Source organism: Paenibacillus sp. W2I17 (assembly GCF_030815985.1).
In the GTDB taxonomy this organism is placed as follows: domain Bacteria; phylum Bacillota; class Bacilli; order Paenibacillales; family Paenibacillaceae; genus Paenibacillus.
In genome coordinates this window covers 1,715,638-1,741,697 of sequence record NZ_JAUSXM010000001.1, presented here as the reverse complement: position 1 = coordinate 1,741,697, position 26,060 = coordinate 1,715,638, and the positions used below count along the sequence as shown (strand labels likewise).

The following is a 26,060-nucleotide window of genomic DNA, read 5'->3' as shown; positions in this document are numbered from 1 at the left end:
AATAGAAGAGACGTTATGTGAATCTATGAACTTAATTAATTTAATCATACAGAGAATGGAGCCATCCAATGAAATATCGCAATATGGAAGATTGTATTAACGATCTGGAGCAGCATGGTCATTTGATTCGGGTCAAAGAAGAGGTTGATCCTCATCTGGAGATGGCAGCGATCCACATGAAAGTGCACGAGGCTAAAGGCCCGGCGTTGTTATTTGAAAATGTAAAAGGTTCAAAGTTCCAGGCCGTATCCAATCTGTTCGGCACGGTGGAACGAAGCAAGTTCATGTTCCGCGGCACGCTGGAAGGCGTACAACGGGTCATGGCAGTTCGTGACGATCCCATGAAGGCGCTTAAGACACCATTTCAGCATGTCCAAACAGGTCTTGCTGCGTGGCAGGCGCTGCCAAAACAGAAGTCTATTAGTCTACCCGTGTCCGCGCAAGAGATTCAAATCTCGGACTTGCCTCTCATCAAGCACTGGCCTATGGACGGTGGGGCATTTGTGACTCTACCGCAGGTGTATTCCGAAGATCCAGATAAGCCAGGCATCATGAATTCCAATCTGGGGATGTACCGGGTTCAACTGGATGGCAATGATTTTGAAATGAACAAGGAAATAGGGTTACACTATCAGATTCATCGCGGAATCGGTATACATCAAGCCAAAGCTGTCAAAAAGGGAGAACCACTGAAAGTTAGTATTTTCATTGGTGGTCCACCTGCACATACACTTTCAGCGGTTATGCCTTTGCCTGAAGGACTAAGTGAGATGACATTTGCCGGTTTGCTCGCTGGACGTCGCTTCCGGTACAGTTACAAGGACGGATATTGCATCAGTAATGATGCTGATTTTGTCATCACGGGTGATATCTACCCAGGTGAGACAAAACCCGAAGGGCCGTTCGGTGATCATCTGGGTTATTACAGTCTGACACATGAATTCCCGTTAATGCGTGTGCATAAAGTCTATGCCAAACCTAATGCCATCTGGCCGTTTACGGTTGTTGGTCGTCCGCCGCAAGAGGATACGGCGTTTGGTGATTTGATTCATGAGATTACTGGAGACGCGATCAAACAGGAGATTCCAGGTGTCAAAGAAGTACATGCGGTCGATGCGGCAGGGGTCCATCCATTGCTGTTTGCCATCGGCAGTGAACGTTACACCCCGTATCAGGCGGTGAAGCAGCCGACAGAGTTGCTTACGATTGCCAATCGTATTTTGGGTACGGGTCAGCTTAGTCTGGCGAAGTACCTGTTTATTACTGCTGAGGATCAGCAACCTCTGGATACCCACAAGGAAGTTGAATTCCTGACCTATATCTTGGAGCGTATGGATATGCAGCGGGATATTCATTTCCATACCCATACAACGATTGATACACTCGATTATTCGGGTACAGGACTGAACAGCGGAAGCAAAGTTGTTTTTGCAGCCTATGGCGACAAGGTTCGAGAGTTGTGCACGGAAGTGCCAGACTCTTTGAAAAACATTCGTGGTTATGAGAATCCACAGCTCATCATGCCGGGTATCGTTTCGATCCAGACATCGGCCTTTACGAGTTATACAGATACAGCACAGGAGATGCAAGCATTCACGTCTCTATTGAAAGAACAGGGAGGTCTGGACTCGTGTCCGATGATCATTCTATGTGACGACAGTTCGTTCCTGAGTGCTAACCTCAGCAACTTCTTATGGGCAACCTTTACTCGCAGCAACCCTTCACATGACATGTACGGGGTTAATAGCGGATATGACCACAAGCATTGGGGCTGTGATCAGGTGATTATTGATGCACGTACCAAACCCCATCAGGCACCGCCGCTGATTCCCGATGCTTCGGTCGAGAAGAGCATTGAACGATTTTTTGTTAAAGGTGCTAGTCTGGGTTCGATCAAAATCTAATTTGAGATGTCTTGAAGAAGTTCAAACGGAGCGTTTGAACTTCTTTGGCTTACTCTGATACGGCAATGAGGCACAAAAGTGTGTAAAAGTTTAAAACCGGGACTAATTTGGATGTTGGAGTGAGGATAAAGTCTTAGGCGTTCGTATTTACCATTGTGATTAAGGTCGTTTGAACTATGTATGAAATGAAGAATTATAACGATATAAAGAAGTATAGGTATTTTTGTGGCCCCGTTCCGTTGGGTGCTGTTACTATAATGAATTGTTCAGGGGGAATACCGATTTGAGAATCCATATTATGAACCTGCAAGACGGAGACCGTCTAACTGCAGATACATTCAGCGATGCAGGATTACACGTTCTCGGGAAGGGAACTGTGATCAAAGGTGAGGATATCACCTTGCTTATGCAGCACCGTGTAGATTATGTAGATATTGAATCACGCGAAGAAGAAATCACTGAAGCAGAATTTTTTGCTGCAGCGGCAAAGCATGCTTCCGGGATAACTACGAAGGAAGAACCGCCTGAAGAAGAGCTGAAGTCCCAATTTATTCAGACTGTACATAATTATCAAAATGCTTTTCTCGAAGCTCTGACCGTTGGCAAGTTCAACGCCACCATGGTGGATGATGCACTGCAACCGATGGTTGAGGGACTGGATGAGCAGAAAGATGTCGTTCATCTCCTGATGATGCTGGAGCGGGATGACGTCAATAACTATACACATTCAATCCAGGTAGGGTTGTTGTCCTTCTACCTTGCGAATTGGCTTGGATATTCTCAGAAGGAGAGTTATCAGATTAGTCGCGGTGGTTATCTGCATGACATTGGAAAGTGCAAAGTATCCCACCGGATTCGGAACAAAACAGAACCGTTGACAGCTGATGAGCAGCTTGAAATGCAGCGTCACACCATATATGGTCATGAAATTATCAAAAATTCAATGACGGATGAAGCGACAGCATTGGTTGCTCTGCAGCATCATGAGCGGGAAGATGGGTCGGGTTATCCGATGCAACTTGAGAAAAGTGAAATTCATCCATATACACAGATTGTATCTGTAGCGGATATCTATATAGGCATGAGATCAGGGAATCACGGAGGAAGCAATCCAAACCTGATCAACAACCTTAGAGATATCTATGGGATGGGATTTGGTAAATTGAATGAAAAACCGGTTCAGGCATTGATGCAACATTTGCTTCCTAATTTCATCGGGAAACAGGTTCTGCTCAGCAATGGAGAAAAAGGTGTTATTGTCATGAACAATACGTCCGATATTTTCAAACCACTCATCAAAGTGGAGTCTGAAGAATATCGCGATCTCTCCAAAGAGCGTACGCTTGCCATTGATGAATTGCTTATTTAATCTAAATATGATCTGTATTCCTTACTTATATTGAGAACGGGCCTCCTGTACTAAGACAGGGGACCCGTTTTTTGTTATATCATCCTAGATGTGTTGTTCGACCAAGGAAGCAAGCGTATACTTTGCAAAGACCTAATTTTTCCTGCCAAGGAGCGATCGCCATGATTGAAGTGACAACCGAGATTACGATACATGCCTCGATTGAACGGTGCTTCGACTATGCCCGGGATATTGATATACATACTCAGACCGTCTGGAAACATACGAGAGAGCGAGCAGTCGCAGGAGTAACCACAGGAAGAATTGGAGCAGGGGATACCGTTACATTTCAGGCTACTCATTTTGGGGTCAGACAGAAGTTGAAGTCCCGGATCGTGCAGTTTGAACGACCGTTTCTATTTGTGGATCAGATGGAGAAAGGGGCTTTCAAGAGCATGCGACATGAACATCATTTCAGCGTAATTGGGGATCAGATGACTTGCATGAGAGACACACTTCGATTCGAAGCTCCACTTGGATTGCTGGGATGGGCAACGGAGCGACTTGTGCTGAAGAGATACATGCAGGCATTTCTAGAGGATCGTAATCGTAAGCTCAAAGATATGCTTGAGCAGTAGCCAGAATTGAATGGATAGAGGAGAGAAGACATTTGATGGATAATGAATATTTTGTAGGTTGGGGCACACTTGCCTTGATTAATGCCGGACTGGCTCAGGGAAAAAACAGAAGTGGTCGGAACTGGTTTCTGATTTCCCTGTTATTTGGTCCGTTGGCAACTCTTTTTATTGTGGTGTGGAATAAACTGGACTAATTCAACGATCGAGATTCCGATGCATATAACAATCGATCATCCAGAATATAAGGGCTGCTGCACTAACGCCAGCACCTAACCAGCAAACGGCTGTCCAGCCCGCCCATGCATACACTTGGGTAGAAACGATGGAGCCGGTTGCACTGCCGATGGAATAAAAGATCATATAGGCTGCCGTCAGGCGGCTCTGTGCTTCGGGGCGAACTTCGTAGATCAGGCTCTGGTTGGTAACATGTACGGCCTGCACGGCGAGATCGAGCAGGATAACACCCAGGATCAGGAACCAGAGAGAATGATGGACATAACCGATGGGCAGCCAGGACAAGAGCAGAATGACAAGGGCGACACCGGTTGTTTTCTGCCCAAGGCCCCGATCGGCGAGTTTACCTGCACGGGCCGCGGCCAGTGCTCCAGCCGCTCCAGCCAGACCGAATGCACCTATGGCCGTATGAGACAGGGACAGTGGAGGGGCACTGAGTGGCAGAACCATGGAAGTCCACAAGATGCTGAAGGCTGTAAAAATCAGCATGGCCAGCACACCTCGTACTCGTAACACACGCAACTCACGGTACAGTTGCAAGACGGAACCGAGTAATTGGGTATAGCTTTGTTTCACTTGCGGGGACTGCTGCTTTGGGAGAACAAGATATAAGGCGACAATTCCGAGTAATGTAAGGCTGGCAGAGAACAGATATACCGATCTCCATCCGAGCCAATCGTTCAGCGTACCTGCAACCGTTCGTGCAAGTAAAATGCCGATGACGATTCCACTGGTTACCAACCCGACAATGCGACCACGTTCGGACGGGGCTGCTAAGTGTGCAGCAAAGGCAACGAGCGTTTGCGTAATGACTGCGAGTAGACCTACGACAGCCATCCCCATGAACAACAGGGAACTAGATTGTGCTGTTCCTACGAGAACCAGTGCAAGTACGGATAAGAGCATTTGAATGATGATCAGCTTGCGGCGATTTAAGAGGTCACCAAGCGGAACAAGAAGGAACAGCCCCAAGGCATAACAGATTTGAGTCACTGTGATGACAATCCCTATGGATGATGGAGAGAGGCTGAATTCTTGAGCGATGGAGTCCAGCAAAGGCTGAGCATAATAGATATTGGCGACCGCAAGTCCGCTGCACACGGCAAAAAGAAGAGCAACTAACCGTGACATGGCAGGACGATCCTTATTGGATAATTGTGCATCTGGAGAAGAAGTTTGCATGAGTCTTTGTCACCTTTCTATTATGTACTGATCGGTATGTTATGTTTCGGAATAACCATACTTTATTTGCGTGAATTCTGTCAACAGAGAATTGGGTGAGGGTTATACTGAAGATTATTTACCCAGAGAATACGACGACAAAATAATTATCCGATCGCTTCTATTCCAGATTTTTCGAGTCACTTATAGTTAAAAACTCCTTTCCGGTTATTAGGCTTTGACTTTGTAATAAGAGTGAGGTTAAAATATATAAACATACTGATCGATACATAAAGAGGTGAATTGTATGGTTAGACAACGGGAATTTGATACGGATAAAGCACTCGATGCAGCGATGCGTACGTTTTGGGACAAAGGGTTCGAAGCGGCATCTTTAAATGACTTGACGACCGCAATGGGCATACAACGTCCCAGTCTGTATGCGGCTTTTGGCGATAAAAAGGAATTATTTGAAACAGCACTTCGCAGGTATACCACTCAGCATTCGGCTCAAGTCAGAGCCAGACTTCAACAGGGCTCCTCCGTGCGGGAAGCCTTTCGTGGATTGTTTGAACATATTGGAGCAGAGGGGAGTGTGACCGAGCCTAGTCACGGCTGTTTTTGCATTAATACGATGGTTGAGCTGGCTCCACATGATCCCAAATTCGCTGTCCTTACACGGGAGCATCAGATGTACCTGGGTGTTCTTTTCAAAGAAACGATAGAACGAGGGCAACAGAGCGGGGAGTTGTCCACTGACATGAACGCAAGTGCGGTCGCACAGTCTTTGGTGGTATCCATGATTGGACTGACCGTACTGATGAAATCAGGACCGGACCGCTTGTTTGTAGAGCAGAGCATCCAGGTTACGCTGTCTTTGTTACATTAATAGGGAATTATTCTGTTTAAAGTGATGCGGAGTTGCTACAATATATATAAATTGAACTTAACATTTACACAAAACGGAGAGGACAGAAATAAGCTGAGGAAGCGGAGCGTTCGCCTTTATCCTCGGATTTTTCCTTTATAAAAAGGAATCGAAGAAAATCTGGGGATAACAGCGATCAGAAGGTTGTTCTGTCATTGGAGTGACCAGTGTAAATATTCTTTAGTTTAATTTATATAGACAAGAATTGAGCAGATATAGGAGGAGATCAGGAATGAATACGAAGTTGCGCTGTGCCGTTTTGGATGACTATCAGAACGTTGCACTGACGTCGGCGGACTGGAGTCCGTTGATGGATCAGGTGGAGATTCAGACATTCAACAACTATATGGGTTCGGAAGAAAAAGTCATTCAGGAATTGCAGGATTTCGATATTGTGGTGCTGATGCGGGAACGTACACCGTTTCCAGAGAAGGTCATTTCGCAGCTCCCTAATCTAAAACTTCTGATTACAAGTGGTATGCGCAACGCGTCGATAGATCTCAAGGCTGCAGAGAAAAACGGGATCATTGTGTGTGGAACCGAGGGAAGCTCTAATCCGCCGACGGAGCTTACATGGGCACTAATTCTGGGGCTGTCCAGACAACTGGTTACGGAAAATAATGCACTTCGCTCCAATCGAAACTGGCAGAGCACTGTAGGGTTGGATTTGCATGGGAGAACACTTGGATTGCTCGGTTTGGGCAAAATAGGCACTCGCATGGCTGAGATCGCACAAGCATTTGGCATGAATGTGATGGCCTGGAGCGAGAATCTGACACAAGAGAAAGCCGAAAAACATGGTGTGATCTGGTCCGAGACCAAGGAGCAATTGCTTGCACAGAGCGACATCGTATCCATTCATCTGGTATTGAGTGATCGTACGCGGAATCTGATCGGACAAGCCGAATTTCAACAAATGAAATCTAGTGCCCTATTGATCAATACGTCACGAGCGGGCATTGTCGATCAGGAAGCTATGGTGGAGGCATTGCAGAGTGGTGTGATTGCTGGTGCAGGTCTTGATGTATATGAGCAGGAACCGCTACCAGTTAACCATGTGATGCGAACATTGCCCAACGTCCTGGCAACACCGCATCTGGGGTATGTGACTCGTGGCAATTATGAAATCTATTATAATCATACCGTAGAGAATATAGCGATGTTCCTGAAGGGAACACCGATCAGGCAACTGCATTCTTAGAATGAACGTATGCGGAGTATGAATCTGCTATAGTTATACAGAATCAACGACAAATAAGGTGCTGCCAGGAAAGAGTTAGACCTGAGCAACACCTTTTTAGTATATCTGTGTAGCAGGACAAATAAAGGGATAGCCGTAAAATATATTCTATCCTGCTGACCCATCCCTCTCACCAAACTTAACTGTGTTGTCCTCGCTGGGAGGAATGAATCATGGCGACGCTTGATTCACGAACGATTAAGCGTGGTTCAAATTGGATGTGTTCGTAATCGGTCGTGCTCATCTCCCGAATTCGTTTTAACAACAGCTCGGTAGCAAGTCTGGCGACTTCTTCGCCCATAATGGACACAGAACTAATCTGAGGAGACGTGACGGTTGTCCATTGATTGTTATCCACACCCACAACAGCCACATCTTCAGGTACACGAACCCCTAACTCCTTGAACCGATTAACCAATCCGATGGCAACCATATCATTAATGGCATAGACAGCATCTGGCATATGCGTAAGTCCATAGAAATAATCTGCAGCATTGGCACCTGTATTTAATGAAAAATCCTCACCAAAGTAGACGAGAGAAATGTCCACGTGACCTACGGCTTGCTCATACGCACGAAAGCGTTCTTCAATAATGTCCTTCGGTGCTCCCGCATATGCAATTCGAGTTCGACCGATCTTGAACAGATGTTCCATTACCAATTTGCCTTCAGGTTGAGAGAGAGAGACGATATCCGCTTTCATACCCGGTTCCAGTTTTTTGCCGTAATTAATCATCGAGATAGGGATCGGCGCTTTATCAATCAGTCCGGGTAACGTTTTGGGGTACGCCAGAGGCATGAAAATCAGTCCGTCCACATGCAATTTTTTGACATTACGAATGGTTTCAAGCTCCGTTCTGGCATTGCCTGCCGTATTGATCTGCACGACATGGTACCCATGCTGCTTCGCCGTTTGCTCTACAGACCAGGAGATTTCCGGAATGATGGCGTTACGTATGTCGGGTACAACAAGAGCGATCTGGTGCGTTTGCCGGATTTTCAGACTCTGTGCCGAGGTGTTGGGTACAAAACCCAGTTCTTCAATGGCCTGCATCACCTTATCCCGTGTTTTACTGCTGATGCCTTCTGAATTGTTGATGGCCCGGGATACGGTTGCGATGCCCACGCCGGCACGCTCTGCAACGTCCTTGATCGTAAGTTTCTGTTCTTTCCTCAATGTACGGTTACCTCACTTTATCGGAAACGATTCCGAATTATTAGGAATATGTATGAACTTCACGATAGTTATATAACTTGATTATAACATTTGAACAATGAAGTATCCCGTGAAAGGACCAGATTTATGGCGAGACCTGATTAAATTTCAATAGATCTACAATATTATTTGCCATAATATATGTTAATAACTAGGATTACATCGTTTGTAATACCGCTAAGATCACTTTAATTAAAGTATAAGCATTCTAAAGTGAACTCGATATGATCACGAAATAGACATATTAGTGGAGAAATATGTTTGACAGCGTATCTAAAATGTGACATATTTAATTTACGGAAACGTTTCCGATTATATCACAAATTATGATCTGGGAGATGAAATGAATGAAAGCATTACGTTGGCATGGAGTCAAAGATTTACGTCTCGAAAATATTAATGAACCTCACCCTGAAGAAGGGAAGGTCAAAATAAAAGTGGAATGGTGCGGTATCTGCGGCAGTGATTTGCACGAGTACACAGCAGGTCCAATCTTCATTCCCGCTCAAGCACCGCATCCGCTAACAGGGGAACAAGCGCCTATAGTTATGGGGCATGAATTCTCAGGACAGGTGGTTGAAGTAGGGGAAGGCGTTACACGTTTCAAGGCAGGTGATCGTGTTGTGGTAGAACCCATCTATGCATGTGGACACTGCGAAGCTTGTAAACAGGGCAGATACAATCTGTGCGATCAGATGGGTTTCCTTGGACTCGCTGGAGGCGGAGGAGGATTCTCCGAGTATGTAACTGCTGCAGAAAACATGGTACATGCCATTCCGGATTCAATTTCGTATGAACAAGGTGCGTTGGTTGAACCTTCAGCTGTAGCACTTCACGCTGTGCGCCAAAGCAAGCTGAAAGTGGGAGATACGGCAGCCGTGTTTGGTGCAGGCCCAATCGGACTACTGGTCATTGAAGCGCTTAAAGCTTCGGGAGCGTCGGATATTTATGTGGTGGAGTTATCGGATGAACGGAAAGCAAAAGCCGAAGAGCTCGGTGCCATTGTGATTGATCCAATGCAGTTTAATGTCGTGGAAGAGATCCATCAGCGTACACAAGGTGGCGTTAACGTAGCCTATGAAGTAACCGGTGTTCCACGTGTTCTGCAACAAGCCATCGATTCGACACGTATTGGTGGAGAGTTGATGATCGTCAGTATTTTTGAACAGGAAGCGCCGATTCACCCGAACTCAATTGTCATGAAAGAACGTACAGTTAATGGCATTATTGGTTATCGTGATGTGTTCCCGGCGGTTATCAGTCTGATGGATAAAGGTTTCTTCCCGGCTGACAAGCTGGTGACCAAACGAATTTCGTTGGATGAAGTGGTAGAGCATGGATTTGAAGCGCTGTTGAAAGAGAAAAATCAGGTTAAGATATTGGTAAAAGCTGAATAGAAATCACAGACAGTAAGAACCAGTAGACAGCACATCAGCAGATGTGATGTCTACTTTTTTTGTATAAATAGGGCGGAATTTGTTGCATGTACAGGTAGTTTTACATAGTATGAAAAGATACAAATTGTATCATCTTGGTGTGAAGGTAATAATGATGAAAAAATGAAGGAGGAAGCGGACATGCAGAGACATACCAAATGGACAGCCGTAATTTTGACCATTGTCGCAGGAATGAGCTGGATGCTTATGGGGAACTCCAAGCCGAAAAACACCACCTCAACGAGTCAACCCCCTGCGACGGAACGTAGGCTTGCCAAGGTGTCGAATGCACCGATCAGTTCAGCAGATGTAACATCGAAGATCGAACTGCTAGGCAGACCTTTTACCAAAACACCATATGCTAATAACGTCTGGGACATGCAACTGTACAACGGCAAAATATATTTGGGCCACGGCAATAGCAGCAATCTGGGCGTAGCTCCAAATTCAGGCCCTATCCCAGTCATTTATTATGATACAGCGGATGCAAAATTTAAGACCCAGTCGGTGACTAACAGCAACCCGGGCATCTTGCCATCAACGAAGATGTATGTGGATGAGGAACAGATTGATATCTACAGAGTACTAAACGACAAGTTATATATTCCAGGCAATGATTCCGATAGTGAACAGTGGGAACTGGGTAACTTCTATCGTCTGGATGGAGAGGTGTGGACCAAGTATCGCAATCTGCCGCTGGGTGTACACGTATACGATTTGGCTTCTTATCAGGGCAAGATGTTTGCCGCGCTGGGGACAGATTCCAAACCAACGATATTAATCTCACATAATGAAGGTGAAACTTGGCAGAAATATGCGACCATTAATACGTTTGGTTTCCGGGCTTATACCATGTTCCATCTTAATGGCAAGTTATATGCATCTGGCATGATGTATCCTGCCAATAAAATATGGAATGACAAAACTAATATCCTGGAGATTAATGAAAAGCTTGAGAAACGGGATGTTGTCATCTATGGTAGTAAAATGTTGCCAGGACTAACCTATCAAATGGGCACGATTCCTTATAATAAAATAGGCAAAAATGTTAACTTCAATAACAAGTTGCTCTATATAGCGGGAGGCGTGTTCAATGATGGGCAGCTGCTGCCCAAATCTTTGAATGTCATGACCGACATTAATCAGGCAAGGCGAGTTAATCTCCCAGATGCCAAGGCGCTCCCAACCGATGTGCTGTTGCGTGATGGCAAGGTGTATGTGCTTACGTACACTCGCCAAAGTGCCAATCTGTATATCAATCGGGTCTACCAATCCACGGATCTGACCACATGGAATGAGATTTTACGTTTTAACCAGGACACCTATGCCAAGTCTTTCGAAGAGAACGAGGGTGACTTCTACTTTGGTCTGGGTACCGATCCGGATGTGTTATCGACTTCATCAGGGAAATTGCTTCGAGTGAATCGCAGTGATATCCCCGTGAATGCTAATTAAATTGGAAGGAAGATTATGGATTATATACTATGCTACATCCACATTATTGGTGACCGGGAAAATACTTTAAGATGTAGTAGAGTGCATGTTAGACTGCTTCCGCAGTGTGATCAAACAGAGGCTGCCGTAAGGTAGCTTTCTTTTTTCCTATAAGATTAGTTTGAACGCCCAACTTCGAAAATTTGAAAATAAAATTAAGAAACTATAAAATGGATAGAGAAATAATCCTAACCAGTCAACTGGATTACACGTGTTACAATATACAAAAGCATGTCGCATTTCATGTGGATGCGGAGTTCCATACTTCCAATTGCAAAGGAGCAATGTACTATGAACGTACCTTCAGCATTATTCAAACCTTTCACCTCGGACAAGCTAACATTGTCTAATCGAATCGTTATGGCACCCATGACTCGCGGATTCTCACCAGAGGGCGTACCTGGACCAGAAGTTGCTGAATACTATCGTCGCAGAGCAGCAGGTGGAGTGGGGCTCATCATAACAGAAGGTACAGGCATTAATCATCCATCTTCGGTTAGTGGAGCCAGTATTCCATTATTCCATGGTGAAGATTCGTTGCAAGGATGGGCTAATGTTGTGAAAGCAGTACATGAAGCGGGTGGCAAAATCATGCCACAATTGTGGCATGTGGGTACAGCACGTCGTTCCGGTGACTTGCCTAACGCAGAAGCTGAGCCTGTAAGTCCGTCAGGGGTTAGCATGGCAGGTGAACCATCACGTGAACCATTAACGGAAGAGGAGATTCAAGGTCTTGTACAGGCATTTGCCCAAGCGGCAGCGGATGCACAGCGAATCGGGTTTGACGGCATTGAACTGCACGGAGCCCATGGATACCTGATTGACCAATTCTTCTGGGAGCAGACGAATCGACGAACCGACAATTATGGTGGTGATTTGGTACGTCGAACCCAATTTGCGGTTGAAGTGATTAAAGCTTGTCGTGCGGTGGTTGGTCCTGATTTCCCAATTGTGCTCCGGTTCTCCCAATGGAAGATGGGGAATTATGAGGCACGTCTGGTGGAGACGCCAGAACAATTGGAGCAATTCCTGGCCCCACTCAGTGCTGCTGGCGTAGATATATTCCATTGCTCTACACGCCGGTTCTGGTTGCCTGAATTCGAAGGATCTGAGCTGAACCTTGCGGGTTGGACGCAGAAAATCACTGGCAAACCAGCCATTTCGGTTGGATCGGTAGGACTTGAAGCTGAATTTGTAGACAGAGCAACCGAGAACCAGGGAACAGGGGATGCCCACTTGGATCTATTAAATGAGAAGCTGGAGAACAATGAATTTGACCTGATCGCCTTGGGTCGTGTTCTGCTTAGTGATCCCGAATGGCCTGCCAAAGTTCGTGAAGGTCGCATATCCGAAATCATTCCATTTACAACGGAAGTGTTGCAAACACTCCATTAATAGAAGCCTAAGAACGTTTGGTGAAAGGTGAACTAACGCTGAACGGCAACGATTTACAACGAAAAGTAAAACAAAAACGAACAAATAGGCCGCCTTTGGGCGGCTTTTTGATTTTCCTATACTAATAATTTCAACATATGAAAAATTCACAATAGGAATTCATTTCCTGCACCGTTACTCCTTTTTATTCTCCACATACATCGCACACGCGCCTAGTCACAACACCATTATGTTTCACATCTCAGGTTCCAGTGCAACCCCTTTATTTGCCGCTTAAGTGTCTGAACAACGATTCGATATTCAGTACAACTTATTTTGAAAATCATTCACCTTGTGATAAGGTTAGGCCTGAACCTTTAGATTACCAAGATGACATTACATAAGGAGGATGAATATCCTTGCACAACTATAGGTACAACTCGAACAATAAATGGAGAAAACAACTGCAGATGCTGTGTCTTCTGCTGGGAGTAGTCCTGCTTTTATCGGCATGTGGCCAAGCACAGAAACCTTCCTCCGCAACGGACTCGAATACCGGATCGAACGCTGGCTCCAACTCAGGGCAATCTTCCTCATCGCCGGAGCAGAATACCGCTCCACCGCAGGAAGAAGTACCAGAGGAACCGCAAGAAGAAGTCGATCCGGTGCAGGAGCAGCTCAGTTCATTAACGTTAGAAGAGAAGATTGGACAGATGATACTGGCCGGTGTTCAAGGGACAACGTTGGATGATCAAGCCAAACAGATGATTACGGATCAAAAGGTAGGGGGCATTATTTTCTATGCCAACAATGTATCAACACTCGAGGGAACAGCCAAGTTTGTACAATCCATCAAGGAAGCGAATCAGTCCAACCCGGTACCGATCTTCATGAGTGTGGATCAGGAGGGCGGCAAAGTGAGCCGTATGCCGGAGACGGTGGAATCCATTCCTTCCAGTAGAAAAGTAGGGGAGACGAAAGATAGCGCGCTTGCTGAAACGATGGGTGAATTACTGGCCAGACAAGTTCAGCTTGCGGGTTTTAATGTGGACTTTGCCCCTGTGCTGGATGTGAATAGTAATCCGAAGAACCCGGTGATTGGAGATCGTTCATTCGGCAGCTCGGCAGAACTGGTGTCACGTATGGGGATTGCAGAGATGAAGGGACTACGTAGTGAAGGGATTATTCCGGTAGTGAAACATTTTCCGGGTCATGGTGATACGTCCGTGGACTCCCATCTTGATCTGCCTGTTGTGAATAAAACGGAAAAACAACTGGCCGAGCTTGAATGGATTCCGTTCCAGGCCGCAGTGAAGGAGCAGGTAGAGGCGGTCATGGTTGCACACATTTTGTTCCCGAAGCTGGACCCGGATCATCCGGCTTCCTTATCAGATGTCATTATTGGTGAACATCTGCGTGGAAAGTTCAATTATGACGGTGTGGTCATCACAGATGACCTGAGTATGGGTGCAATCGCGAAGAACTACAAGCTGAATGAAGCTGCCTTGGCAACTGTTAAAGCAGGAAGTGACATTCTGTTGGTAGCTCACAGTTATGAGAGTGCCAAGACGATTTTTGATACGCTAATAAGTGCAGTGAAGTCAGGCAAGATCACCGAGTCCCGAATTGATGAAAGTGTATATCGTATCCTGGCATTGAAGCAACAATACAAGTTATCGGATGATCAGAAAGCTTCCGGAGATCTGAAGCAATTGAATGCAGATATTGTGGATTGGCGTAAGCAAATCGATGCTAGATAATAAATCCTGTGTTATGATTTTGCCAGAGGTGAGATCCAATAATGTATACCATTATGATAATAGAGGACGATCCCAAGATTGCGGGATTATTGAAATCACATATTGAACGCTACGGGGACCGGGCCGTACTGGTCGATGATTTTGAGATGATTGTACAACAGTTTGAGCAGGTACAGCCACATGTGGTACTTCTGGATATCAACTTGCCGAGTTACGATGGTTTCTATTGGTGCCGCCAGATTCGTACGCTGTCTACATGCCCCATTTTGTTTATCTCCGCACGGAGTGGGAAGATGGATCAGGTCATGGCACTGGAGAACGGGGCGGATGATTATATCACGAAGCCATTTGAGCATGAGATTGTGATAGCGAAAATTCGAAGTCAGCTGCGCCGGGTATATGGGGACTATGCTGCACGTGACGAAGAACGCAAGGTGGAACTGGACGGCTTGGTCGTGTACTTGGAAAGACTGGAGATTCAGCTTGGTGATCGCAAAGTACAGCTGACGAAGAAGGAAACGATTCTGCTGGAAACGTTACTCCGCCGCAGTCCCAAGCTGGTGAGCAGAGAGACAATCTTGGAGAAGCTGTGGGATGACTCTTTTGTGGATGACAATACACTCAGCGTAAACGTTACTCGGGTGCGTAAACGATTAGCCGAACTTGGTATTACGGATGCACTGGAAACGGTCAGAGGTTCGGGTTACCGATTGAACAATACCTGGAAGGCCTCTTCACCATCATGAGATTGTTTATACGAGAACATCTTGCTTTAACGTGCTGGGTTGTTGCCATCTTGTTCACCGTTGTTGCAGTGTTCTGGTATGACGGTTACAACGATTGGGTCACGGCTGCTTATGCCGTAGCGTTGGGATTATTTTTTTACATCGGATATTTGGTGTATCGTTATTATTCACATCGCTCCTTTTATACCCGGATGTCACGATCGATGGATTCGCTGAAGGAATTTGTACCATTGAACGAAACAAGTCCTTTATCACTGGCGCTGGAAAAGCTGCTGGATTCACAATACGGACAGTACCATGCTCATCTTCATCGGCTGGAACAACGGCAGCAAGAATATCTGACATTCATGAACCAGTGGGTCCATCAGATGAAGACACCGTTATCCGTCATTGAGTTGACCGTGGAAGGCCAGGAAGATGACGATCCTCGGTTCATAAGCATTCGGGAGGAAGCGGACCAGATGAGGCGAGGTTTGGAGACTGTGCTGTATGTGGCCCGGTTGGATACCTTCGAGCAGGATTTCAGTGTGGAACCTGTGATACTGAAGACCGCTGGGGAAGAAGCGATCCATGAACTCAAGCGATTCTTTATTCGCAATCACGTCTATCCAGAGATGCATATCGATTCTGCGCTGGTTGTGCAATCCGATGCCAAGTGGATTCGTTTTGTATTGGTACAGTTACTGTCGAACGCAATCAAATACTCCGCGGGCAGCGGGCAAAAGATCTATGTGCGTGCGTATGAAGCGGAACGCTCCATCATACTGGAAGTACAGGATCAAGGCATCGGGATTCCGAAGTCTGATCTTAACCGGGTATTCCAACCTTTCTTCACCGGGGAGAACGGGCGACATTTCAAAGAGTCCACAGGCATGGGGCTGTATATTGCCAAAGAAGTGTTAACACGGATGAATCATCGGATTGATCTTGAATCTGTGTATGGCGAAGGAACGACTGTCCGAATTACATTCAACTCTTGAAGTGACAGGTTGAAGATAAGATTGGGACGTGAGGTCTGTATTTTTGTTGAAGAAGTGAGAGTGGAGTATATATTACAGTGTAAGTGTAAGTATAGACGTCTATTGCCTGATCGGGGCGAAGGCGTCTTTTTGATTTTCATGATGCAACCTTACAACATTGTCATGTTGATGAAAGGTTAAACCATAGGAGAATGGCCGAAACTTCGATAGACTATAGTCATAAGAGTACAGGAAAGGCCACGCACAATACACATGCAGACAGCATGAATGTAACTTGATTTTTGAATTCATACATCACTAAGGAGTTGTAACCATGGAGATTTGTTCTGTGAAACAGATCAGTAAAATCTACAAAGGCATCGTATCTTATGAAGCGTTATCAGGTATTGACCTCAGTATTCAGGAAGGTGAGTTTGTTGGCATCATGGGACCATCGGGTAGTGGCAAAACAACACTGCTGAACATGATCTCAACCATTGATCATCCAACATCAGGCGAACTGCGGATTGCAGGGAAGAATCCGTTTGAATTGAATCAGGACGAACTCGCGCTGTTCCGGCGCAAAGAGCTTGGATTTGTTTTTCAATCGTTCAATCTGTTAAATACCCTGACAGTCAAGGAAAACATTGTGCTGCCACTGACTCTTGACGGTGTTTCGCTAGCAGAGATGAACACACGTGTCGAACAGCTGGCAAGCAAGCTGGGGATCGAGGGTATTCTGAACAAACGGACATATGAGATATCAGGAGGACAGGCACAGCGTACGGCCATTGCCAGAGCGCTTATCCATTCCCCGAAGCTGATTCTGGCCGATGAGCCAACAGGCAACCTGGATTCGAAGGCGGCAAGAGATGTCATGGAGATTCTCGAAACTCGCAATCAGGAGGATCAGGCTACGATGCTGCTGGTCACTCATGATGCAGTAGCTGCAAGTTATTGCAGTCGGGTTGTCTTTATCAAGGATGGCAAACTGTATAATGAAATTCACTACGGCGATAATCGCGCAGCCTTTTACCAGAAGATTATTAATGTATTATCCCTAATGGGAGGTTCAGGACATGAATTTTCGCCAGTTCGCCATTAATAACGTTGTTCGCAATAAACGAATTTATCTGGCTCATTTTCTGAGCAGTACATTTTCCGTTATGATCTTTTTTACTTACGCATTGCTCCTGTTCCATCCTGATTTGAAAGCGGGCTTAAAGGGATCAAGTGGGACGGTTACGTTGCTTGCGAATCAGGGGTTTGTGATTGCAGAGATCATTATATTCATCTTTTCATTCCTGTTCCTGCTCTACTCCGTTGGTTCATTTCTGAAGACACGCAAGAAGGAATTTGGTATTTTCCTGATCATAGGCATGACACGTAAGCAGATGAACAGACTTCTGTTTATGGAGAACATGTGTATCGGATTAGCTTCCATCATTACCGGGATTGGACTCGGAATTATTTTCGGCAAATTGATTCTGCTGATCTGTGGCTCCATGCTGGCTGTTGAGAACAGTCTTCGATTCTATTTTCCGCTAAAAAGCATTGCCCTGACGGCAGGTGCATTTCTGCTGCTGTTTGTTGTGATCGCGATGTCCTCATCCTTGCTCATTCGCAAAGGAACTCTCATTGACCTTGTGAAATCAGAGGAAAAACCGAAACCGGAACCCAAAGCCTCACGTCTACTTGCCTTGTTATCCGTATTGTTGATTGGTGGGGGTTATGCAGGAGTATTCACTTTTGTATGGATAAGCTTCTCCTTTCCGTTATTACTCGCAAGTGTCGTGGTTGTTATTGCAGGTACGTACTTTCTGTTCACACAGCTCAGTGTATACATCATTCGGGCACTGAAAAGAAATCCAAGGTTGTTTTTCCGTAAAACCAATCTGCTCTTCCTATCTGAACTTACCTATCGAATGAAAGATAACGCCATCATGTTTTTCATGGTAAGTATCATCTCGGCTTCTTCATTTACGGGAATTGGCACCATGCTTGCTATTGCTGACCCGGGGTTGTCGTCCATGTCGAATCCGTACGCATTCAGTTATATGAATAACTGGTATACTCCAAACTCCGAGCGACATATTCGGCAGATTGAAGAAACGTTGATTGATCATCAAGTTCCCTACGTGAAGGGCAGTTATGCTCCTATAGGTGAAAATAATAATGGGAAGATTATCAAACTGAGTGATTATAACCGTCTTGCGAAGGCACTGGGGTATGAAGAACGTACGTTGAAACAGATCGATGAGTCATTTATGACACCAAGCAATTTGGCGATTCGCAAGGAGTACCGTGAACAGGTTGAAAAAGGAGCCTCGGGAGGAAAGGTCAATCTGGAGGTTGATAATCAGCACGTACCTGTCCAGCTATCGACACCTGGTACCGATATTGTGATTCCTTTTCAATATGAAATTTATCTCTACGTCGTAACCGACGAATTGTTTAATAAGATGAGACCAGCGTACAACGAGGAAGTTGGCATGCCTGAAGGTTTCTATTCGAGTCGAACGATACAATTTATCGTGAAAGATTGGATGGGTACACGCAGCTTTGCTCCTGAATTGATCAAATCCATTCAAGATGATCATTCCGAAAAAGGTTATTACGAGGTCAGCGCGCTTGTGGTGGATTGGCTTAATTCCAAGCAGACCAATGGCATCATTCTAATTTTGAGCGGCCTGATCGGCATTGTTTTCTTCACCTTTGCAGCAAGTTTCACGTATTTCAGACTTTACGCAGATCTAGAACGGGATGAAGCGCAGTATCGCATGATTGGCAAAATGGGACTGAGTCGTCCCGAACTCCGTAAGATCGTAACAAGGCAGCTATTGCTTATGTTCTTCCTGCCGATTCTGGTGGCGGTCATCCACAGTTCGGTTGCCTTTGTGGCGTTGCAGCAACTGGTTGATTTCTCGGTCTTTGGATATAGCCTGCGCATCTTCTTGGTGTTTGCTTCCATGCAGATTTTGTATTTTGCACTCGTGCGCTGGCGGTATCTGCGTCACATGTATTCCAAATTAGTCTAAAATAGCATGGCCCAACAGACACCGGACTCATCGCTCGGTGTCTGTTGACTTTTCTAGCTAAGGCACAGTACTATTTCATTAGATACAGAATGTATCATTACATAGTTTCTCAAGCAGTTAGTAGGATGGAGTTACAGAATGTCAGGCCGGTGCCTGAGAGGGAGGACATATCATGAGTATCACGATGTCTCGTGGACAAGCTTACATTCAACGTTTGAATGATGAGCGGAATGTATGGCTGGACGGAGAGCGTATCCAGGTAACTGGGCATCAGGCCTTTCAGGGAACACTTCAAACCATAGAAGGATTGTTCAATCTGGTGGATGACCCGAAGACAAGGGAAACCCTGGCCTATTGGGACGAACAGACGGGAAGTTACGTGCATCGCTCTTTTCTAGTGCCTCGTTCACTTCCTGACGTAAACAGCAGGGCGGATGCTTTTCGGCTGTGGGCCGATCGGACGTATGGGGTGATGAGCCGATTGTCTGATTATGCCCGATCCAGGCTGACCGGTTGGTATGCAACACGACATGAAATGACATCACATGACCCGGCATTTGCAGACAAAATATCGGATTATTTTGCACAAGCCAAACGAAACGATGCCTTCCTGACAATTGTACAGCGTGACCCGCAGATTAATCGCTCCTTGCCTGTTGGTGAAGATGAGGATGCCATGCTGCGAATTGTCAAAAGGAATACGGAGGGCGTTGTGATACGCGGGGCCAAAATGGTGGCAACAGCAGCTCCTTATGCGGATGATATCATTGCTTATCCCGTTCAACGAATTCCAGGCCACCTGACAGAGCTGGCCCATATGGTAATCGTAGCTGCGGACAGTCCGGGTTTGCACATGATGTGTCGTGAATCTTTTGCCACAAAAGATTCAGATAAATCACATCCACTCAGTGCGCAGTATGATGAGATGGATGCCGTATTATTTTTTGACGATGTATTTGTGCCCTGGGAACGTGTATTACTGCACAATAACCCTGAAGCCGTATGGCAGATTCGCTGCAATACAGCTTCGACCAGTCTGGCCTACCATCAGAGTGTCATTCGATTACACTCGAAACTGGAGTTCATTACAGCCGTGACCTCATCCATTGGCAAGGAGATCGGGGTGGACTCTTTCCTGAATGTGCAGGAACAACTTGGAGAGCTGATCAGTCAGATGCAGACTATCGAGGGACTGATTATTGCTGCTGAAGCACAGTCCAAGCCGGACACATTTGGCAACTGGCTGCCGGAATTCAAATATATTGAAACCGCACGTAATCTGGGCAATCACTATTATCCACGCGCGGTGGAGATTTTGAAGACCATTGCTGCGGGTGGTCTGATTCAGATTCCTTCAGGTACGTTTGAGATGAATGAAATGATGGGTTCCATGATTGGCAAATATCTTGGTGGAGTAACGATGCAAGCCCCGGAGAAGATTCGTCTCTTTCAACTCGCATGGGAACTAACAGGAAGTCCACTCGGAGCAAGGCATGATCTGTATGAACGTTTCTACGCGGGTGATCCCGTGCGCAATCGGGCAAACCAATATGTGCAGTATGACAAGGAACGTTTATTCGGAAAAGTGGAGCCTTGGCTACGCTCGCTTAAGGACTGATCTGATGATCTAATACAAATGCTCCGAATGAAGATTGAAAAGCCTGAATGAAGAACGAAAAGCTTGAATGTAGGCTGAAAACAGCCCTATTTTAGTTAATGCCTTGGCCTGAGCCAGGGCTCTATTTCTATTTATTTAGATTATCTTTAGAAATGATTTAGGTTGAATTAAGAGACGTAGTATATAGTAATAATGTAGAGATAGGCATAGAGTATAGGAAATGAGAGGAATAACATGAGATACACCGTATTAATTGCAGATGACGAACCAGAGATTGTTGAACTGCTTCAACTATATCTGGAGAAGGACTATACCATTAAAACTGCGGTGAATGGAGCCGAGGCATTACAATGCATACGTTCAACACAGATCGATCTGGTCATACTGGACATCATGATGCCTGTAATGGATGGATTGCAGTTGATCAAACAGATCAGAGCCACATATCACATGCCTGTACTGTTCCTATCCGCTAAAAGTCAGGATCACGATAAAATCCTTGGACTGGGACTTGGGGCAGACGATTATATTGCGAAGCCATTCAACCCGCTTGAGATTGTCGCCAGGGTTGAGGCCTTGCTCAGAAGAGTTAATCAATTTGATGCAGCGGAGATCCCCGAAGCGAAAGAACAGAATCTGGTATTAGGTGAGCTGACGCTGGATCGATCCCAATGTATCCTTTTTCGTTCAGGAAATCCTGTAACATTGACCTCTACAGAGTATAAAATTATGGAATTGTTGCTTGATCAACCTGGCCGAGTGTTCACCCGTAAAAAAATATACGAAGCGGTCTGGGGCGATTATTATGCGCACGAGGACAGCACGATTATGGTACATATCAGCAACATTCGGGAGAAGATCGAGCGTGACTCCAGACAACCGGAATATCTCAAAACGATAAGGGGACTGGGATACAAAATTGAAGCGCCCATGGAAAGCTAGAGAAAAGCGACTGTTGCAGACATCCCTGACACTGGACTTCTTGCTGTTCAACTTCTTTTTGCTGTTACTGGTATTGATTGTGTACCTTATGGTTTCACTGGATGTCGTGGATTTTCGCATTTCGGATCAGGTGGTTGATCCGGATCTGAATGTTGAAGCCCACGTATATGTGGAAGAGCTGGAGAACGAATTTTATTCCGGTGGAGGTTCGGTGTCGAAAGGCAAAGACACAGAGATTCAACGTCTCAAGGACAGCGGTGGCTGGATTGAGATTCTGGATGCGAATCGCAATGTCATTCGTCATGTGGGAGACAAGCAAGATGCGTTCACACAATACAGTGAAGCTGATCTGTATGATGGACTGGAAAATCGGAGTGACCAGGAATACTATTATTCGATCACTCCTCTCTCGACAGAAGGAGCGGCAGCGTATGTATTGCTCAAAATTCCGCGTGATCTGGTCAGCGTGCGAATTAATGATAATCAGTTGATTACCAATCTGAAACATCCATTATCCTTTTACATTATGATTGGCATCGGTTTGGTTTTATTGTTGATCTTTGTCTATAGCTATTGGGTCGCACGGAGAATCAAAAAACCACTCAGCATCCTCTCCTCGGGTCTTACGCAGATGATACAGGGGAATTATAGTACACGGATGTCAATTTCAGCTGAGAGAGAGTTTGTCCAGATTGGTGAGACCTTTAACTACATGGCGGATGTCATTGAGAACACCTCTGCGGAGAAACGTTACGCCGAAGAGAGCAAACAGCGACTGATTGTAGACTTATCACATGATCTGAAGACACCGATAACATCCATACAGGGATATGCGCAGGCATTGGTGGAAGGACGTGGGGAGGACAAGGACAGGCAGCAAAGATACCTGGGATACATCTATAACAAGTCTGTTCAAGTTGCACGCATGATACAGAATATGCTGGAGCTGCTCAAGGTGGATTCGCCCGATTTTCGCATGCATATTCAGAGAAGAGAGATTGGAGAATTCCTGCGCGAGATTATGGCAGATACCTATGGGGAGATTGAACAGAAACAGTTTGTCCTTCATGTACTTGTTCCTGATGAGGTGATCTACGCGAGGTACGATCCGGAGCTGTTATCCAGAGTCATCCAGAATCTGATTACCAATGCTCTGTCTTATAATCCAATCGGGACCGAACTGCGCGTCGAACTCATTCCGCTTCATACCCATGTGGTGATAGAGGTGGCAGATAACGGAGTGGGCATACCACAAGAACTGTGGTCAACCATCTTTGACCCGTTTGTACGAGGGGATGAGGCGCGGACAGCGACAGGAGGCACCGGACTTGGTTTGTCCATCGCACGACGTAATACAGAGAAAATGGGCGGACGGCTGATCCTTTCCCGGCGTGGGCGAGAGACCACCGTTTTTACCATTGAGATTCCAAATTAAATAAGAGAAGAAATGTCCATGTGGAGGGAAATATTTTGTTCAAAGTAAATACGTTTGTCCGGTTCAGTATTGCACTGGCGCTGATATTGGTTAATATCTATTTATTATCACGTGTAAGCTTCATCTTTCAGCCGCTCGTCACCATGATCACGGTCATTACCGTGCCGATGATGTTGTCGGTGTTCTTTTATTATCTGCTAAGGCCGCTTGTGAATTATATGGAGAAAAAGAAAATAAATCGCACGCTAAGTATTTTGCTAATCTATCTGGTTATTGCTATTCTGGGAGTGTTCTTCATCATTGGTTTATGGCCATCGTTACGTGAGCAACTGATCAATCTGGTTGATAACGCACCAAGTCTAATTAATTCATTAAGTGAACAGCTGAGAGAGCTGGAGCAAAATGGTGCCATTCAGGCCTTGTTCCCTGAGGGCTCGACACCTTTCTCCCAGATCACGGAGTATATCAACAAAGGATTTAACTTTGTAACCAACTATGTAAGTGGATTTTTCTCACTTGTTTCCAGTTTTGCGATCATCTTGTTTACACTACCGATCCTTTTGTTCTATATGCTGTTACAAGGCGAGAAATTTGGTCGTAAACTGGCACATATCGCTCCAAAACGTTTCCAAAATGACAGCCGTGAAGTTGTAATTGAGATTGATCAGGCACTGAGTGGTTTTATTGTGGGAAGAGTTTTGGTGAATCTGGCGCTGGGTGTATTGATGTATATTGGTTTCCTGATCATTGGACTACCGTACGCATTACTGCTCACGGTTATTGCGGTCATCATGAACTTTGTTCCGTTTATCGGCGCGATTGTGTCGTCCGTACCTATTGTGATCATGGGTCTCGTGGTATCACCATCGGTTGCCATCTGGTCTCTGATTATTATTCTCGTCGCTCAGCAGATTCAGGACAACCTGGTAGCACCGTACGTATTCGGCAAAAAGCTGGATATTCACCCGCTCACGACCATCATTCTGGTGTTGGGTGCAGGCGACCTGGGTGGAATTATTGCCATCCTGATTATTATCCCGGTTTATATGATCGTTAAAATTCTTTTGGTTCGAATCTATAACATGTTCTTCAAGGACAAATGGCAGAATGCATAGAATTTAATTATTCGAAGGAGTGGAGCACATGTCTGAAATTATCGAAAAACAATACAATGAACCTGAATATATCGCACCTCAATCTGTTCAAATGGGTACCATTCACATCTCGAATGATGTGTTATCCAAGATCGTGGGGATGGCCGCTCAATCAACGGCTGGCGTATCCTCCATGTCCGTTGGACTGACTGAAGGGATTGCCAAGAGTATCAGCGGCAAGAGTCTGCAAAAAGGGATTGACGTACACGTCAAAGACGATCAGGCAACCATTCAGTTGCGCATCAACATTCAATATGGCAACAAGATGCACGAGGTCTGTCGTGAACTTCAACATAATGTTCAACAGGCTGTAGAACAATTAGCCGGCGTTATGGTCGATGAAATCAAAGTGCAAGTTGTTGGCATATCCATGCCGGAGACGGTATAAACCAATGAAAAGAATGTAAGGAATAACGATTATAGGATAAACGATTGGCAAAAACAGCACCTTCCCAATTAACAACTTAACTGGGAGGGTGCTGTTTTATGTTTGCGATAATAGGTGGGCGCTTCGCCCATCACTTTTTTGAACATTTTGGAGAAAAGCAATTGATCGGTATAGCCCACAGAACGGGCAATATCACCAATGGTCAGACCCGGATCAAGGGTCAATTCGGCAGCCCTGCGCATCCGGTAATGAACCAGATACGACTGAATACTGCTTCCCATCTGGTCCTTGAAGAGAGAGCACAGATAACTGCGCTGCAAACCGACATGGGCTGCGATGGATTGCACGGTAATGGCATTGGCGTAGTTCATTTCGATAAAGTCCATCACTTGCGTAACGTACGTTTCCTTCGAATAATCCGGCATGGGTTGAAGATGCTCGGAGTTGGCCTGATCAATCAAAATGGAGAAGAATTGATACAGCAAACCAGTCATGCTAATCTCCCAACCTTTGTGGGTATTGCGGGAATTGATCATTCGGTGCAGGCAGGATCGCATCTCGTCATCCTCATTGCCCAGTTCAAAAATCGGGTGATGCTCGGACAGACAGGCCTGCTGTAAAAAGGAAGAACTATTGCTGCCTTGAAAAGCAACCCAGCTGTATTCCCATGGATCATCCTGATCTGCTTCGTAATGCACGACGGAATGCGGAACGATCAGAAATCCTTGTCCTTTGTGCAGGGTATACGTTTTGCCACCAACTTCGAAGGTGCCTTTACCATTCAGAATATAATGAATTTTGTAATAGTCTCGCATGGCAGGGCCAAAGTGGTGGCCTGGTGTACAGGCTTCGGTTCCATAATGAAGGAGCTGAAGCTCCTGAAAATGATTGTTTTTGAACATATACGTAATCAAGGGTATTCACTCCTGTACGATTTCGTCTCATCTTGCATTTTAACATACTAAATATCTGAAAATATTAATTATTTAACATTATTATATATAGATAACAATCATTATTCCATATGTTCAAAGTGAAATGCCATAT

General features: G+C 45.4%; 22 protein-coding genes. 19 read left to right on the top strand and 3 right to left on the bottom strand.

Annotation, left to right across the window (positions count from 1 at the left end; all coding sequences use genetic code 11):
• Window positions 1-68: 68 nt before the first annotated feature.
• The 4 genes from QF041_RS07450 to QF041_RS07435 all read left to right on the top strand — a co-directional run bounded on the left by QF041_RS07450 (window position 69) and on the right by QF041_RS07435 (window position 4,084).
• Window positions 69-1,904 carry a UbiD family decarboxylase gene (locus QF041_RS07450; RefSeq protein ID WP_307413248.1) on the top strand — a complete coding sequence of 612 codons (1,836 nt, stop codon included), beginning with the start codon at window positions 69-71 and terminating at the stop codon, window positions 1,902-1,904.
• Between the two features lie 283 nt (window positions 1,905-2,187).
• The gene (locus QF041_RS07445) at window positions 2,188-3,273 is read left to right on the top strand and encodes an HD-GYP domain-containing protein (RefSeq protein WP_047842713.1); all 1,086 of its coding nucleotides are present in this window, start codon (window positions 2,188-2,190) and stop codon (window positions 3,271-3,273) included.
• A 161-nt stretch (window positions 3,274-3,434) separates the two neighbouring features.
• Window positions 3,435-3,890, top strand: a complete 456-nt coding sequence (locus tag QF041_RS07440; protein ID WP_307413246.1) for an SRPBCC family protein — start codon at window positions 3,435-3,437, stop codon at window positions 3,888-3,890.
• 32 nt (window positions 3,891-3,922) lie between these two features.
• Entirely contained in the window at window positions 3,923-4,084 is a 162-nt protein-coding gene (locus tag QF041_RS07435) for a hypothetical protein (RefSeq protein ID WP_155985038.1), read from the top strand.
• Between the two features lies 1 nt (window position 4,085).
• Here the strand turns inward: QF041_RS07435 and QF041_RS07430 are convergent, their stop codons facing one another.
• Window positions 4,086-5,306, bottom strand: a complete 1,221-nt coding sequence (locus QF041_RS07430; protein WP_307413244.1) for an MFS transporter — start codon at window positions 5,304-5,306, stop codon at window positions 4,086-4,088.
• Window positions 5,307-5,592: 286 nt separating this feature from the next.
• On the opposite strand from QF041_RS07430, the gene QF041_RS07425 reads away from it, so the two are divergent.
• Together QF041_RS07425 and QF041_RS07420 are read left to right on the top strand one after the other, a co-directional pair.
• On the top strand, window positions 5,593-6,174 hold the full coding sequence (locus tag QF041_RS07425; RefSeq protein ID WP_307413242.1) for a TetR/AcrR family transcriptional regulator: 582 nt from the start codon (window positions 5,593-5,595) through the stop codon (window positions 6,172-6,174).
• A 271-nt stretch (window positions 6,175-6,445) separates the two neighbouring features.
• Complete coding sequence (locus tag QF041_RS07420; protein WP_307413240.1) at window positions 6,446-7,414, top strand: D-2-hydroxyacid dehydrogenase family protein; 969 nt, start codon at window positions 6,446-6,448, stop codon at window positions 7,412-7,414.
• A gap of 178 nt (window positions 7,415-7,592) precedes the next feature.
• Here QF041_RS07420 and QF041_RS07415 read toward each other — a convergent pair whose 3' ends face one another.
• A complete protein-coding gene (locus QF041_RS07415; RefSeq protein ID WP_307413239.1) occupies window positions 7,593-8,630 on the bottom strand; it encodes a LacI family DNA-binding transcriptional regulator in 1,038 nt (345 codons plus the stop codon).
• A gap of 386 nt (window positions 8,631-9,016) precedes the next feature.
• Between QF041_RS07415 and QF041_RS07410 the strand changes: the two genes are divergently transcribed.
• The 13 genes from QF041_RS07410 (at window position 9,017) to QF041_RS07350 (ending at window position 25,013) form a co-directional block, all read left to right on the top strand.
• Window positions 9,017-10,066 (top strand): 2,3-butanediol dehydrogenase, encoded by a 1,050-nt coding sequence (locus QF041_RS07410; RefSeq protein ID WP_076249528.1) that lies wholly within the window; start codon window positions 9,017-9,019, stop codon window positions 10,064-10,066.
• Window positions 10,067-10,246: 180 nt separating this feature from the next.
• The gene (locus QF041_RS07405; protein ID WP_307413237.1) at window positions 10,247-11,560 is read left to right on the top strand and encodes a hypothetical protein; all 1,314 of its coding nucleotides are present in this window, start codon (window positions 10,247-10,249) and stop codon (window positions 11,558-11,560) included.
• Between the two features lie 330 nt (window positions 11,561-11,890).
• Window positions 11,891-12,994 carry an NADH:flavin oxidoreductase gene (locus tag QF041_RS07400; RefSeq protein WP_307413236.1) on the top strand — a complete coding sequence of 368 codons (1,104 nt, stop codon included), beginning with the start codon at window positions 11,891-11,893 and terminating at the stop codon, window positions 12,992-12,994.
• 398 nt (window positions 12,995-13,392) lie between these two features.
• Entirely contained in the window at window positions 13,393-14,733 is a 1,341-nt protein-coding gene (gene nagZ / locus QF041_RS07395; protein WP_307413234.1) for a beta-N-acetylhexosaminidase, read from the top strand.
• Window positions 14,734-14,774: 41 nt separating this feature from the next.
• Window positions 14,775-15,479, top strand: coding sequence for a response regulator transcription factor (locus QF041_RS07390; protein ID WP_307413232.1), 705 nt, complete (start codon window positions 14,775-14,777; stop codon window positions 15,477-15,479).
• Window positions 15,476-16,459, top strand: coding sequence for a sensor histidine kinase (locus QF041_RS07385; RefSeq protein WP_307413230.1), 984 nt, complete (start codon window positions 15,476-15,478; stop codon window positions 16,457-16,459). The genes QF041_RS07390 and QF041_RS07385 overlap by 4 nt, the downstream gene beginning before the upstream one ends.
• A 313-nt stretch (window positions 16,460-16,772) precedes the next feature.
• Window positions 16,773-17,543, top strand: coding sequence for an ABC transporter ATP-binding protein (locus QF041_RS07380; RefSeq protein WP_036608600.1), 771 nt, complete (start codon window positions 16,773-16,775; stop codon window positions 17,541-17,543).
• Window positions 17,518-19,476, top strand: a complete 1,959-nt coding sequence (locus tag QF041_RS07375) for an ABC transporter permease (protein WP_307413228.1) — start codon at window positions 17,518-17,520, stop codon at window positions 19,474-19,476. Before QF041_RS07380 ends, QF041_RS07375 begins: the two co-directional genes overlap by 26 nt.
• 172 nt (window positions 19,477-19,648) lie before the next feature.
• Window positions 19,649-21,094 carry a 4-hydroxyphenylacetate 3-hydroxylase family protein gene (locus QF041_RS07370; RefSeq protein WP_307413226.1) on the top strand — a complete coding sequence of 482 codons (1,446 nt, stop codon included), beginning with the start codon at window positions 19,649-19,651 and terminating at the stop codon, window positions 21,092-21,094.
• A 234-nt stretch (window positions 21,095-21,328) separates the two neighbouring features.
• Window positions 21,329-22,036, top strand: coding sequence for a response regulator transcription factor (locus tag QF041_RS07365; protein ID WP_307413225.1), 708 nt, complete (start codon window positions 21,329-21,331; stop codon window positions 22,034-22,036).
• Window positions 22,014-23,471, top strand: coding sequence for a sensor histidine kinase (locus tag QF041_RS07360; protein ID WP_221819582.1), 1,458 nt, complete (start codon window positions 22,014-22,016; stop codon window positions 23,469-23,471). The genes QF041_RS07365 and QF041_RS07360 overlap by 23 nt, the downstream gene beginning before the upstream one ends.
• 35 nt (window positions 23,472-23,506) lie before the next feature.
• Window positions 23,507-24,586: an AI-2E family transporter gene (locus QF041_RS07355; RefSeq protein ID WP_253508009.1), complete on the top strand. Its 1,080-nt coding sequence runs from the start codon at window positions 23,507-23,509 to the stop codon at window positions 24,584-24,586.
• Window positions 24,587-24,614: 28 nt separating this feature from the next.
• Window positions 24,615-25,013 (top strand): Asp23/Gls24 family envelope stress response protein, encoded by a 399-nt coding sequence (locus QF041_RS07350; protein ID WP_047842725.1) that lies wholly within the window; start codon window positions 24,615-24,617, stop codon window positions 25,011-25,013.
• Window positions 25,014-25,081: 68 nt separating this feature from the next.
• On the opposite strand, the gene QF041_RS07345 is transcribed toward QF041_RS07350, so the two are convergent.
• A complete protein-coding gene (locus tag QF041_RS07345) occupies window positions 25,082-25,927 on the bottom strand; it encodes an AraC family transcriptional regulator (protein ID WP_211081549.1) in 846 nt (281 codons plus the stop codon).
• Window positions 25,928-26,060 lie beyond the last annotated feature (133 nt).